General features: G+C 34.7%; 9 protein-coding genes and 2 pseudogenes. 4 read left to right on the top strand and 7 right to left on the bottom strand.

From position 1 onward, the window contains the following. Positions 1 to 21: 21 nt before the first annotated feature. Positions 22 to 882, top strand: a complete 861-nt coding sequence (locus O1449_RS05255) for a hypothetical protein (protein WP_269239378.1) — start codon at positions 22 to 24, stop codon at positions 880 to 882. A 569-nt stretch (positions 883 to 1,451) separates the two neighbouring features. On the opposite strand, the gene O1449_RS05250 is transcribed toward O1449_RS05255, so the two are convergent. Beyond that, a complete protein-coding gene (locus O1449_RS05250) occupies positions 1,452 to 2,153 on the bottom strand; it encodes an IS1-like element ISPa14 family transposase (protein WP_001223318.1) in 702 nt (233 codons plus the stop codon). Between the two features lie 269 nt (positions 2,154 to 2,422). On the opposite strand from O1449_RS05250, the pseudogene O1449_RS16320 reads away from it, so the two are divergent. Both O1449_RS16320 and O1449_RS05245 read left to right on the top strand, forming a co-directional pair. Further along, positions 2,423 to 2,485 (top strand): annotated as a pseudogene (locus tag O1449_RS16320) (hypothetical protein); the annotation flags it as partial. A gap of 247 nt (positions 2,486 to 2,732) precedes the next feature. Then, the gene (locus O1449_RS05245; RefSeq protein ID WP_269239377.1) at positions 2,733 to 3,851 is read left to right on the top strand and encodes a Fic family protein; all 1,119 of its coding nucleotides are present in this window, start codon (positions 2,733 to 2,735) and stop codon (positions 3,849 to 3,851) included. 399 nt (positions 3,852 to 4,250) lie between these two features. Here O1449_RS05245 and O1449_RS05240 read toward each other — a convergent pair whose 3' ends face one another. From O1449_RS05240 to O1449_RS05230, 3 genes and pseudogenes are all read right to left on the bottom strand, one after another. Next, positions 4,251 to 4,652 (bottom strand): hypothetical protein, encoded by a 402-nt coding sequence (locus O1449_RS05240; RefSeq protein ID WP_269239376.1) that lies wholly within the window; start codon positions 4,650 to 4,652, stop codon positions 4,251 to 4,253. A 371-nt stretch (positions 4,653 to 5,023) separates the two neighbouring features. After that, positions 5,024 to 5,434 (bottom strand): annotated as a pseudogene (locus tag O1449_RS05235) (guanosine-3',5'-bis(diphosphate) 3'-pyrophosphohydrolase); the annotation flags it as partial. A gap of 93 nt (positions 5,435 to 5,527) precedes the next feature. Next, the gene (locus O1449_RS05230) at positions 5,528 to 6,127 is read right to left on the bottom strand and encodes a hypothetical protein (RefSeq protein WP_269239375.1); all 600 of its coding nucleotides are present in this window, start codon (positions 6,125 to 6,127) and stop codon (positions 5,528 to 5,530) included. A gap of 285 nt (positions 6,128 to 6,412) precedes the next feature. Between O1449_RS05230 and O1449_RS05225 the strand changes: the two genes are divergently transcribed. Further along, positions 6,413 to 7,117 carry an A1S_2505 family phage non-structural protein gene (locus tag O1449_RS05225; protein WP_269239374.1) on the top strand — a complete coding sequence of 235 codons (705 nt, stop codon included), beginning with the start codon at positions 6,413 to 6,415 and terminating at the stop codon, positions 7,115 to 7,117. A 158-nt stretch (positions 7,118 to 7,275) separates the two neighbouring features. On the opposite strand, the gene O1449_RS05220 is transcribed toward O1449_RS05225, so the two are convergent. The 3 genes from O1449_RS05220 to O1449_RS05210 all read right to left on the bottom strand — a co-directional run bounded on the left by O1449_RS05220 (position 7,276) and on the right by O1449_RS05210 (position 14,604). Continuing rightward, positions 7,276 to 7,758 carry a hypothetical protein gene (locus O1449_RS05220; protein ID WP_269239373.1) on the bottom strand — a complete coding sequence of 161 codons (483 nt, stop codon included), beginning with the start codon at positions 7,756 to 7,758 and terminating at the stop codon, positions 7,276 to 7,278. A 93-nt stretch (positions 7,759 to 7,851) separates the two neighbouring features. Further along, positions 7,852 to 8,052, bottom strand: coding sequence for a hypothetical protein (locus O1449_RS05215; protein WP_269239372.1), 201 nt, complete (start codon positions 8,050 to 8,052; stop codon positions 7,852 to 7,854). A 231-nt stretch (positions 8,053 to 8,283) separates the two neighbouring features. Then, the gene (locus tag O1449_RS05210) at positions 8,284 to 14,604 is read right to left on the bottom strand and encodes a DEAD/DEAH box helicase (RefSeq protein ID WP_269239371.1); all 6,321 of its coding nucleotides are present in this window, start codon (positions 14,602 to 14,604) and stop codon (positions 8,284 to 8,286) included. Position 14,605: the final 1 nt, after the last annotated feature.

Genomic DNA, 14,605 nt, shown 5'->3' with positions numbered 1-14,605 from the left:
ATAAATGCTGAGGAGAAAAATATGTTGTCTCAAAATAAACTCAATGTTTCACAGAGCGCATTTCTCTTTAGCATTATCATGCATGTTTTTATTGTAATCGTAATTTTAAATTTTACAGTTGAAAAAAACGATCATATAACTTCAAATATAAAGATTACGTTAATTTCGGCATCAAGTATAAATCATAAAGATGCAATGTTTTTGTCTTCAAAAGATTCCCAAACAACAGCAACAATCGATCAACCTCAACCTCAACCAATCAGTGAAACAATATTTGATAGTACAGCACCAGCAAATACACCAACAGAAAATCAAGTACCAGAGTTCTTTAGTATCGATGAGCATGTAAATTCATCAAAAATTGAGCATACTTATGACCCGCTCTTGAATGCACAAAATAGAGCAAAAAAAGCTATAAAAGAAGCAAAAGACGTATCAAATCTTTATCAGTCAAATATCAAACCGATGGAAACTGACTTCTTAGAAAAGAACCAATTATCTTCTTTAAAATCAGAAACTGACTCATTCAGTTTTTACAAAGTTGAAATTATTGACACACCAAAGGATTTTGAGCGTTATTCTTCTTTAATTCATGTCTCTAAAGCCACTTCATCAAGTGAAGAAGAAATTAAAATTAATCAACTTAATGAACAAATTACAGAACTACTTCATGAAAATCGCTTAGCTTTAACCAACAAAAAACCTGAAAATATTGAATTTATAATCGATCCAGTTAATCGAATTATTCTTATTAATCTTTCTTCAGAGTCATTGAAAATGGATCATAAGCTCAAATCATTATTAGAAAACATGTCGTTTGATGCAATTCTAATAGATAATAATCTAAATGAAAAAGCTTATTCTTTTGTTGTTAATATTTAATTTTCAAAATAAAAAAAGAGATTTAAAAAACTCTCTTTTTGGGAATTATTTGTGATTCAATCCAGATAGCACAATCGTTAATATACTTTTATGATAGTTAGACAAACATGATTCTGACAACTGAGAAAACAATTGTTTCAACCAAGAATCTGAAAAGCACTCTGCTCTGCTACGCTTATACGAACTAAGTTTTATACGCGTTTGTTTTAAACTAGATTTAGCCAATAAAATAGGATTAGAAAAATTTTCTGAAAATTTGTCCAAACCAATAGCATAGTCTCAAGTAGCGATCAATTCTAATAGATTTCTTCTAGCTTGAACTTACACCCCATGATCAACAATACTTTTAACAAGTTCCACAATATCTTTTCTTACAATAATACCTACCCGTCTATCTCCTAATTTTTCAAAGATATCAACATATACTGTTCTTCTTGTTTCATGCTGCTGTCCTTTAAAATTACGAGAACCAGCTATCTTTTTTAAAGACCAGTACGCTAGTCAACAATTATTGTACTCTCATTAATTTCTATCAAATAACAGGTGGTGTTTCAAAAAGTATGCTGACATTAAATGAAGCCATTATTGATGTAAAAAAAGGTTAAGTCGAAAGCTTTAAAATGGTTTTCAATCTTTTTTGAAAAATTACAACTCCTTCTAAAACCGCGCCTAATTCGATGCCTTATTTTGCAATTATTACCTTCAATACCTACAGTAAAAAATTTACCAATACTTTGCTTGCAGTTTTTAAAAGCAGTTATGAAACTGTCCCAATGATCACTTGCAATTCGGGTGTAGTGAATACCTAATTGTTTAAGCTTTGTCTTCAATCGTTGAACTGTAGCTAAGTCTCTTTTACCCCAAACATAAGCAACAATCTCACCTGTTTCTCGATGGTAGGCGTAAATAAGCCATTGTTTATTATTTTTATTTCCCACAAAAGTCCAAAACTCATCAACTTCAAGAGACTCATAATGACTTTGTTTAGGCTGAATTTGGTAGGTCGATTCGGTTAAAGTACGTAAAACTTTACCGATACTGATTCGCTCAACTTCAGCGATATCTCGTATACCACTACCTCTGACCATCAACTGTAATATTTTTCGAGTAATGCCTGAATTACATCCTAGATAGCTCAGAGCATGGTCACCAATAAACTGACGTTTACAGTCTTTGCACTGATAGTTTTGTTTCCCATCTACTTTGATGCCATTTTTCTTTATACTGTCACTGAGGCAGGTTGGACATTTGATTTCTAGAGTTATTCGCATTTCTCTATTTTATCAAAATTCAACCTGCTTTGTTTCAGCATACTTTTTGAAACACCACCAAATAACAAACTATGACATTTTTTAAATTTCATTTTTCTTTATTAAAACTGCTGTTCTAGGTTTAAAATAAGATTTCACTCACTATTGGCTCAATTCTTAGATATAAAAGCGATACTTTTTCCTAGATGAGATCCTGTTGACTCCCTATCAGTTAGACAATTAGACTTTCTATATTTTAATTTATTTAAAAATTTAAGGACTTAATACGCATGAACAGCGCTGAAATCATGGCTGACTTATCTTCTCACACACCAATGATGCAGAAATACCTGTGTATTGATTTATAAAATAATTTTTTAACAAAATCTTAAAACCTACACAACAACCTACACTTTTTCAAAATCATTAAAACAGCCTACACCGCAACTTTCACCACCATTTTTTACGCCCATCAAATAAGCAATCAGATTTAATAATTGAATGAGCTGAATCATAAATTTATTTGACTCATTTAATGAGTCAAATATACACTACAATCTGCTCACTCCTATTCTTCACTATTTAGGGAAATAGCCAAATATGTATGATGACTGGATTTGGAAACAGCCTAACTGGACATCCTTTACATGGAAAGATGAAAATATCCTTCCACTCACCAGACACATTCATCAAAAAATCGGCATATTGCTTGGGCAAAGTCAGCATAACCCTGAAAAAGAACACCTGACCCTAGACAATCTGATTGCTAATCTTGTTTCATCTTCAGCGATTGAAAATGAAACTCTGAATGTTTATTCGCTGCGTTCATCTCTCGCAAAACGTCTAGGTGTCTCGCTGGAGCACCCCTATCCAAGCTCAGAACGTTCAGATGGTCTAGCCAATATCATGCTAGATGCCTTAAATAACTTTGAACAAGACCTATCAACTGAAAGATTATTTCAGTGGCACCAATGGCTATTTAATGAAACTGACTGGACGATGCAACGTATTCGAATTGGGCAATTACGTGGACACGAACCTATGCAGGTTGTCTCTGGGCGTATGGATTACCCTACTGTGCATTTTGAAGCTCCACCACGAGATGGTTTAGAACAACGTGTGGATGAGTTTATTCAATGGTTTAATACCAGCAGAACCAATACCCTGCTTGACCCATTAATTCGTGCTGGAATTACTCACCTATGGTTTGTGACACTCCACCCTTTTGATGATGGTAATGGCCGTATTACCCGTACATTGACTGACTTGGCTTTAGCCCAGATGGATCAGCAGAGTATCCGTTTATATGCCATGTCACCTGTCATCCTAAATAAGCGTAAGAGCTATTATGAAATTCTTGAAGCTACCCAAAAAGGTAGTTCTGATATTACGGATTGGTTGCTTTGGTTTTTACAGGCACTCAATGAAAGTCTTGAGCAGACATTAAAGCGCATTGAAAGGACACTTTTAAAAAGTACATTTTGGCAGAATTTTTCAGAAGTGGATTTACATGAGGGACAGCGTAAGGTTTTAAATCGACTGCTTGATGGTGGAGAGAATGGCTTTGAGCATGGTATCAGTGCTTCACAGTATCAGAAAGTGGCTAAAGTGAGCCGAGCCACTGCAACTCGTCATCTTACTGATTTACTGGAAAAAGGCTGTATTGCAAAACTTGAGGGTGGCGGGAGGAATACGAGGTATGAGATTAGAAAAATATAAGTCTGAATTATCAAAAATTTCAACTAAGATTTCTAAAGTGGGTTAACGTATTATTCAATATAAAAGAAACCAAAGCATTCCTTTGATTTCTTTTACAAAGCTTAGATGAAGTAGTTGCAATCATATTAAAATTCAAGATACTGATATACAAAAATTAAATTCTATATTACAGGTGGCCTAACTTAAATAAAAAGTCTCCGACAATCCCGGTACGGTTCAACCTGATGAGCTTCGCTCATAAAAGGCTTAAATGCTTGTCCAAGTTTTTGAATATACTCCAAATGCCAAACTATATGGCTTTGCCAAAGATCTGGATTGTGTGCATCTACATCTATACTTTCTAGATCTTCAAGAATTTTTAATCAATATCAGCATCAAATTCTCTATATTTTGGCTATGTTACTCATTAAAATTGTTCTCTACATATACATAAAAATCATTTCCCACACGATCATATTTAAAAGCCATGGTGTTCCGAGTCATCCATCGCTTTAAAAGTTTTTCGTAGACATTCGCTTTTTTATTTGAGGTCGCACTAAAAGACCAATAATGAATATCATGCTTATAAATAAGCTCCTCAACTCTCTGACTAATCGCATTAAAAACTTTCATGGCAGGTAACTTTAAGTTGATATCTTCATATATGGGATCATCTCTAAATAGGGCTAATTCAGGATGTTTACGGTAATTGATTTGGACTCTGGCACGGGGTGGTCTATTTAAAGAAAAGGAAAAACTATAATGATCAAATTTGAGTATGTAGTGCAATCCATCAATCATTAAGTCCTCTTTCAAAATCATACGATATCCTTCTTAAAATGATGACCAAGAACATTATTGTAGATTTCCATCAAGATATCTTGATCTTCCGGTTTTTGGAATGAACTGCCAAAAAAATCACGATCAGTCGAATTAAATAATTGAATAAAATGTTTTAGAAAAGGTTTTAATTTTTTACGCTTACAGTAGGCAAAATACTCACTTGCATCTTCGAATAAAATCCACCATTCCTGAGCAATACCAATTTGGTTTCCACCCATTGGATGTAATTGATCAAATAGAACATTCAGTAGATATTGAAAATTAAACTGCATACTGCCGTATTCAAACTCTGGATATTCAGAATCCAGATCTAAAGTATTTATATGCTGATGAATTGCATAAGCCTCTTTTAGTATTTTCTGAACCTTTTGATATTGTTTATAGCGAATCAAATCTTTGGCAGATATTTTGGGCAGGCGCGATAAATCCATATTGTCACGTAAATCTGCAAGTTTAACTTCGCAAGCAATCGGATTTTTTACTGTTCTTTGCACTGCCTGAAAACGACTTTCACCATCTTGTTTTGTGACGGCTAAAACTGCATGAATAATATTTTCATCAAACCCTAGTGATCTTAAATCATTTACCGATGTTGCTGTATCTTCCAAAATATCATGCAGAACAGCGACAATTTTGGCATCAGGATGTTGTGCATTTTGCATGACACGCAAGGGGTGATGGATGTAGGGTTGCCCTGCTTTATCTATTTGCCCCAAATGCCGTTCAGTTGCGAAGGAAATTGCTTTTTCTAAAGTAGCGATATGATATTCCCTTTATATTTAATCAAATTTTATTCAATTATATTAATCAATTACAGCAAATAAATAAAGTTCAATCATAGCTATTACGTCAATTTATGTCGTCTCATTAGGCAAATTTATCTGGGTTAAATCTAATTCTTTTACAAGCTGATCAGATTTCAACTTCCTTGCCATTCTGCCCATATTGGTTTGTGGTTCAGCTACGGCTACATATTCATTTGCCGGAGTGATAACAAATGTTTCTAGAGATTCATTTTGAAATTTATCCCAGAATAAAGTCATTAACCATTCTGCAGCATCTTTCACTTTAACGGTTGTTTGTGAAGGTTCTTTGTTGACGTAAAGTCTAATATTGGCGCCCTCATCTTGAATGCTGAGTAGACATTTCGATGTGATTTGAAAGTAGTGACAAATTTTTAGAATATTTTGATTAAAGACTGAATCTTCACAATTCTTGGGTTGTTTCACCCAAAAAAACAATTGTCCATTTTCTTTTTCATTAGCATTTGAATAATGCAGACTCAGCTGTTCAAACGTATATTTTAAGCCAAATAAAGCAGCTGCGATTTCGACTTTACGGGTGAAGACTGGAAGGATATAGATTCCTGATTTTTCATTAGAAGTATCGCCCAATATCAGTTGATTGATAATATCTAAATCCTGAACTGTTTTTTCAGTTTGATGTACACACATATTTTTTTCCTCACGATAAGCGAATTATAGTTATTTGGTTTATAAGGATTAATTTCATAACTTACTCTACGGCTTATATATTCAATTAGCAAACCTATCGAGCATCTTTACGACATTAGTTGTCGTCCAACTATTTTTTATTGAACCTACAGCCCTTCAATTGAAATTATTCTGTGTTAGCATTTAATAGAAAATTAAACAAATCTTTTAAACACTTTACTTCACTTATTAGCTAGATATTTATGTACTTTTCAAATCTAAATTGAGTTTGAGTCATACATATACATGCATTCTTCAACGAAACGTTTTCCAAATGGACCTTTTATGATTTATCAATATTATCAAGAAATTAAAGATTATAACTTTTCCGAAGATCAAATCTTAGTATTTGGCTGTCATGAGTTAGGTAAGCATTACTCTGGATATGCACAAACGGCTCTACATCATTTTGGTGCAAAACTAGGTCAAGGTGAAGGAAGACAAGGCCAGTCTTATGGCATTCCAACCATTGCTAAAAATGGGGAAGTCTTGGATTTAAATCTTATCCAAAACTATATCAATAACTTTAAGCAATATGCCAAAAGCAATCCTCATCTTGAGTTCTATCTCACTGAGATTGGCTGTGGGTTTGCCAATTTCAGCCTAAATCAAATTGGCCCTTTATTTAAAGACTCACCGACCAATATTTATTTTCCACGCAGCTTTGTTCCATTCTTAGAAGATTTAACGGTATTTTCTGTAGAAGATATTGAACACGTGTGGAAAGCGGATGATACACATATTGAATTGCCTTTAAACACTGGAACAACTGTACGTTTGAAGCTAGATCACCAGCATCGCTTAAACATGCAGCCAAATGTTTGGGAAAGAATTAATACCAATCAAAATATTCAATATCTCACACTCAATGAACAGCAGTTTAATCAACTCGATCAAGCGATTGAAAATTTTAGAAAGGAAGAGGCTTTATTATTTTCTGAACTGATGTGACCAACAGAATTTTTTAAACCTTATTTTCTTTTTATAGATCATCGTTATTTGTGAACGATGATCTATAAGCTAATTAAAGGGTAAATTAATTACACATAATTAAGCAGCGGCAGTCATTAGAATAATGAAATGGGCAATTGTTTTGATCGCTAGCCAAATCATATTACCCTTGAGTTACAACTTTTCCATGCCTTAGCCAATTTAACCCAAGCTTTATTTTCTTTTGACCAAATACGTCTACATAATTCGGTAAGATCATCAAATTGCCGATCTACAGCACTTGAAACCCCATATTCCCAATGTCCTTCGTAAACACGCTCTGTTAACTCACACATTTTTTCTGCGAGTTTATAATGTGTTTCAATTAGAGAATCTTCAGAAATATAGTCTTGTGAAAAATGGCGAAGCGTTTCTTCAGACTGAGCAAGCAGTTCTTCCGTTTCCCATATCCATAGAGAAAAACAACGATCTGCACTTAAACAGTCAATAAATTGCTTAAAGTTTTCAAGTTTGGTTTTAAATGCAATATTGGCTTTTATTAATGCGTTTATTGCTATGAATCGCTCTTCATTATAAGTTAAATCAATATTTAAACTCTCTAAGTAGTCTCTTGTTTTTCGATCTAACCCTATGATTTTCATTTTTTTCTCCTAATAGTTGAACATTCAACAAAAAACGTACCCACGAATGATTACATTTTAAAAATCAAACTTCTTTCTTTTTACGCATCTTATTCACAGGCTTACTCGCTTCTCTTTCAGCCTGGCTTTGTTGAATTGCTCATAAGCTGTGTCATTTGCTCCATATGCGGCATTGCTATGCCAGGACAGCGTCTCAAGTGCTGTATCAAATTCACCTAACAGCGCTTGTTCACGTGGATTATTGTGAATTTGAGTATCATACCAGTGTTCTCTGACATCTTGCTCACGTAGCATCTAGAACAATACAGTGTAAGTTCACTTAGATACTCAAGGTTTTATCACCACAGGCAACAATCTAAGAAATAAACTCATAACATCGATGGTAAATTTTTCCTAACTCTTTAAAGATTTCCAAGGCTTCATGAGCTTCCTTTACTAATGCTGAAACTTCCTTTTCAGCATTAGTAAAAAGTACAGGCTTATGAATACTCTTAGCAATCTATAATGACTCTATTTATATGCACTTTAAGATTTAGTGATATATAAATCAGTCTTAAAATTCTCTTCACTTCTTACACATAGATTCGTCTCTTGCCGTTTTACCCACAACAATTGTTTTTGGAAACTTTCATTAAATGGAAAATCTCTGTCTTCTTTCACTTTTGGCCACTCAATGTATTTTATCTGCCAAAATCCAACTCCTTGATCTAATCGAAGCTCAATTTTCTTCCCAGATTTCAATCTAAAAAGTAAAAATCTCGCATGATCAATTTTTGAGTCGGGTATCTGCAAATTCAGCTTCTGAGATAACTGATCTTCAAAATAATTTATAAAAAAACTATCAAATACTTCACGCTTGCTAAAATCTGAATATAATTTTTCATCTTGTATTTGTTTGTTTCTAAAACAAGTTGTTATCGTTAATCGAGGGCGAATAGCTAATAATTTCTTTATTCCTTTTAACAAACTGGTTATCAGAATAATATTTGCTGGGGATTGCAAATATCGATCTGAATATTCTATTTCTATAACCTCATCATTCACCAAATCGTGTAGCTTAGATATTGGTAAAACTTTAGCCCAAAATTTTTCAGCAAAATCATTTACTGATTCACCATCAAAATCTTTACCAACTTTGATTTGTTGAAACTCATTTTCATAAGATTCAATAGCTTTAAAATCAAAACTAAATTTTTGTAATTGCAACTCTGGGGAAGTAATTGATTTATAGCTTGGGCTTTGACCCTCCAACCAGAACTCATTAAAACAACTTACTTCTGTCGACTGATTGTATAAGGTGATTACTTTCTCCTGACTGACTATCTGAACATACAAATATTCAGGGGTAATATTGCTATTCACCGTAAATGAAATACCCATTTTTTCCAACGCCAACATTTCTTGCTGTATTTGTGGTGTCAAACTCATATCTAATGAGACCACCCCCACTAGCTTTATATTACTATTCAAAAATTTAAATAGTTTTTTTCTGATTGCAGTACACAAAACATCCCAATCTTCACTATTACCAGTGAGGTTGAATGTAATTTGTGTTGCACCATGATTTACATATTGCTCAATGATCGAAAATGGAGTACCCGCGATAAAATCTGTATTAGCAATTGGAGAATCTAAGTAAGTTAAAAAATCATCTCCTAACCATGCCAATGCCAAAGTACGATCTAAGTTTTCAATGTCATGTCTCGTTTGATTATCAAGCAAGCATTTGCCACAAACTGAATTACAACTATCATCTACACAGTGCAGTTTTTCTATGAGTAATCTTAAAACCTCAGTAATATAATTGGCCGCTGTAGTCGAAAAACCTGCACCGCCACTTAGATCATCAAAAATTTGTAAAACTAAAACTGCTTTATCATCAATTTTCTTAACTTTTATTCCATAACCCAATTCATCAGCTGCAATACCCAATTTAGTCGCTATTGCCTGACGTAAAGCCACAACCAATGTGGTCGCAATGATTGTACCTTCTTCAGATTTTAAAATGTATTCATTACGATTCGGATGTTTTAAAACAATTTCCAATACATCGGTTTTAATTTGGCAACCTAAATGAATATTAGATTTAACAACGCTTGAACCACCGCAATCTGGTCGCTTAAATTTATCACCATCTTTTTGCGCTTTAAGTGCCTTATGTGGACGATCTGGAGTTAAGGTAATTGGGAACTTCACTTCACCATCATAACTTTCTTCCATAGAATCGGCTCGACCACACTGCATACAAATGGCAAACCCTGTGCCGTTCAAACCTGAACTATATTGAAATACATGCCCATTTGGATCTACATTAAAATATCCCAAATTAGCATGTGGCAATGACCAACTTAAAGCCGTTTCTGAAAGACCTACCCAAGGTATCTGAACAGGAATATATTTTTGCATAGTAACATCATTATTAGGTTTATCATAAAAATCGACACTAAACCCATTCGGACGTAATACCTTTTTAACATCTTTAATAATTTCGCCACATTCAATATTTGTACATATCAACTGCTCTTCATTCGACAAAACACCCGATGTTAGCCCTGTTTGACCACAGTGATGACACATCCAAGCATAATCAAATTTCTGTGGTTTCTTGTCATGTTCATTATGAATATTTTGCCATGCAAGTGATATCCCTCTCGATGTATAGACACGACCATCAACGATGACTTCTGCACCTGGTGCATATTCACGTATAGCAATAGCAATATTGCGGCTTGGTAAGCCTTTTACTCGCGATAAATTATCCTCGCGATCAAGACGACTTTCCAAATCCTTTGTTTTTCTGCTCTTTGAAAGCTTATCCCAACGATCTTTCTCTAGCTTATTCGTATTATCAAAGGTAATCACATCTGTTGGGAAACCATAACTTGGTAAAAAGTTACGCATTGCTAGCTCAGATAATAAATAAGCTTGGGTTAAACGGTATTTTTCGCATGTTAATCGATAGAGATAACTGCTATTAGGATTCGTAGCTAGTTCTTGTTGATACTCTCTTTCAACGATGACATATTCTTCCAACCATTCTATCTTCAGTTCTCGGATTTTTGTCACACAAGCATCTATGATTTCTGCATTATCAATATCTTTTAATGCTGTGCCTTTTTTCAAAAATTCTAATACTAGTTGATAATCTTTTACTGCTTTGCCCACTAACCATTTTTCAAAGGTGTCGCAAATTGAATCAGATTGACCATCTTGTTTAAGATAAAACCATTTCAAATCTAGTTTAGGTCGATCAATATCAGTCTCCCCTATTTCTTTGATTAAAAATATGGCAAGTAACTGTGCATTGATATGTCTCTGAATCAACCGTTGTGAATTAAAGCTCACATGAGGTGCCTGAATTGCTGTGTTATAAGCCCATAATGGTTGCTTAAACACTTGCTGATCGTGTGGATTATTTTTACAAATAGTATAAGAAATAGCACGTGATTGACTACCACGTCCTGCTCGCCCTGTACGTTGTAAATAATTGGCAGGATGTGGAGGAACATTGTTCATAACCACTGTTGATATCCCTCCAATATCAACCCCCATTTCCATGGTCGTCGAACAATTTAAGACATTAACCTTACCTGCCTTAAAGTAAGTTTCGTACTGCTTGAGTAAATTTGCCGACTGCTGCGCAGAATGCTCCGCTGTACGATAGAAGAATCCTCCCAATACTGCATTATCCGACAAGTCTGTCCATAAATTTAATGACCTTAGCTTTTGCACTGCTGAATCTTGATGAAGTTCTGTTAAATCTGCAGTATTAATATTCCAAAGCTTTGGAAAAGCCATTTCTTCGGTTTTATATTTATCAGTATTTTGTGGCAAACTTATCGGTAAATACGGAGTAAATCCTTTAAAAGTAGTGTCTATTAAACGATGCGTAATTGGGCATAAAAAGACTTTATCCAGTAAACTAAAGGTTAGTTTTTCCTTTCTAAGATGATATTTTGAATTTCCATCTTTTACTAGAAATTCATCTTTTAATACTTGCCATGCTTTTTTTAACCAATCATCGGCTATATTTCGATGTGCTTGCAAGCTTAGATCTAATTTTGCACCTAACACTAAAAGTTTGACTAGACGGTGATTTTTAGACACTGATGCCATTGGCCATGCCAAAATACTATTATTTTTCGAACCATCATCTCGCTGTTTAAACTTGTCTCGATCTTCATGAGTTACAACATGCTTAGGGCGTACAGGCCCTCCCATCCATTGTTTCCATTCTTCAGCAAGATCTATCACTGTATTTTCACGAATATAGTAATCTAAAACAACTTTAATAAAATCCTGCCAATCTTGAATACTTAATTTTTGCTCTTTCCAATAGTTAGGTAGATCACTTAAGTCTTTTAATCCTTGGTAATTAACTTTTACTAACCCCAAAGTTTCTAAGCTATTAGCATTTTTAGGTCGACGTGAAAACTCACGTGTTAGTAGCATTTGTGCAAGCTTAAGCGGTCCTGCATCGTCAAAAACCTCACCCGCAATATGACGATTCGCGAGCAAAATACCTGTTCTAAAATCAAAGTCTTTGGCGATTAGCTTACACAGTTCGTCCCAAGTCATTTCAGGAATTTCCAATGCATTATTGCTAACAGCGAAACCTTCTAATTGCTCCTTACAAATGTTAATTAATTTTATGTCACCATCTTTTTCCGCTTGAATTAATAATTGACGGAATGTTGCCTCAGCAGGATTTACTGTTTGTTGTGGCGCTTTTTTCGTATGTTCAATTAGTATCTTAACCACCGCACCACGTAAGCGCGAACGTTCTGCTTCTTGTTGCATTTTTACGGATAAACGTGCAGTACCTTGACGACTATCTGTAAAGGTAATTAAGCGCTTACCCTTCGCTGGCATGTCCCATGGTGTGCAGTCTTTGAGCTCTTTGAATTCACCTTCGATAAATTCCGGATCACTAAAATTTTTGCTTGCTTCATCAATCTCATTCTGATCAATATCTGGACAATATTGTAAAAGATGTGGAACAGTCTGTGTAATATAGTAAGGTGCACCTAAGATCGCACGTCTGAATGGTAAGTCATATTTTGTTCCCTTCGAACCACACTCAGGATTACTACATTCAACTGGATCACCGCTGTTATGAGGCTCAAAATAATGCACATTTAACGCATTTTTAGAAATTTGCCCAAGTTTTAAATTATCTAGATTCAGTTGTTGTCGACGATAGTTTTTCTCTTTATTTTCATTTGAAGAAAATACCACTAAACGATTCTTTATCGCATTTTTAAATTCACGTTCTTCTTGCTCTTCTGTTTCATTATCAATAAGTAATGCAAATTCATCTTCGACTTCAACAGTCCATTGTTTAAGAACATCTTCCCTACCCAATAAACCTAATAAATGTGGTTCCTTACAACTCTTACAGAACGTTAACTCCAATACAGGTGCTCCACACGCACAATTTTCTTGATGTGTTGCATAGACCTGGCCAAAGCTCCAATTTTTTAAATCGTCGTCTTTTTGATTACACTTGTCATTTATACAACTCCATAGACCATGAGTTACACGCTGATAATAATTGACACGAATCTTAAGAAAAGCTTGTTCTTCATCAGATGGTTTTGTATAGGTTAATAGATCTAACCATTCCAAAATTTCATGTTGAGAAAGTTGGAAACCCTTTTCTCGGGTAATTTTAAATAAATCCTCTAAGGTTAAAGCACGTTGCGAGCAAATACTTTCTCTTAAAACACATGCAATTGGATGCCCTGCTAATCGTTGATAACGCTCATAAGATATCTCTTGTTGAGCATCAATTGCTACTAACTCATCAAAAGATTGCTGATGATTTTCAACCACAGGTAATACAGGGACTTCGCGCTGACCACCAATCACCAAAATATTCTCTGTGCTTTGACCTGAGATTTCAGATAAAAATTGTTTAAGCTTTTCTTCTGCATCTGCACCTGCAATAGTTGCAGAGGTCGCTACAAAACGAACGTCTTTTGCTTCCACACCAAAAGCATGCAGAACCCGACGTAACTGCATCGCAAGTTCTGCAGCTTGTGAGCCCATATAACTATGTGCTTCATCTAATACAATCCAACGCAATTTTCCTTGAGATTTTTGCAAAATAGGTGCATCAATTTGGCGCACCATCATATATTCCAACATGGTGCCATTTGTCACCAAAATAGGAGCCGGATTTGTTCTTAGTTCTTCACGTGTGAATACTTGATTCGGATGAAGAGTTTGTTCTCCAGTTTTCTGGGATTTATGCTCTGGCGTATTACCATTATATAAACAATAACGAATAGCATTAGATGGTAGAAAATGCCGCATCCAAGCATCTAAACGTTCTTGTTGTGAATTAATCAGTGCATTGAGTGGGTATAAAAATAATGCATGCACACCAGTTAAGGATTGCCCTGCTTGAATAAATTCTTCATACAAGTCATTTAGAATGGGCACCATAAAACATTCCGTCTTACCTGAACCCGTTCCTGAAGTCACAACAATCGATTTTTTATCTTCTAACAAAGCATTCCAGCTCTGTAATTGATGTACATAAGGTTGATAGTTACGATTAAAACGATATGCGCCATTTTCTGAGTGATCTAAAGCATCGATTACTTTCTTATGAAGTAATTCACCACCCAAAGCATCTAATGTGGGTTGACCTTTTTCCCATGCGAACATTTGTTCAATCACTGGTGAAGATAAAAATGATTGATCTTCCCCCACAAATTGGGACATTTGTTGTCCTAAAACATCACGTAGTTCAGGATGCGAAATCCCCAATATACTCAGTGTCGCTTCTTTATTTTTTTGGATACTTTCTTGTGTTAAAGAACTAAAATACTTATACATT

Origin of the sequence: Acinetobacter sp. TR3, from assembly GCF_027105055.1 — a bacterium.
Taxonomy (GTDB): domain Bacteria; phylum Pseudomonadota; class Gammaproteobacteria; order Pseudomonadales; family Moraxellaceae; genus Acinetobacter.
This window is presented reverse-complemented; position numbering and strand designations above follow the sequence as displayed.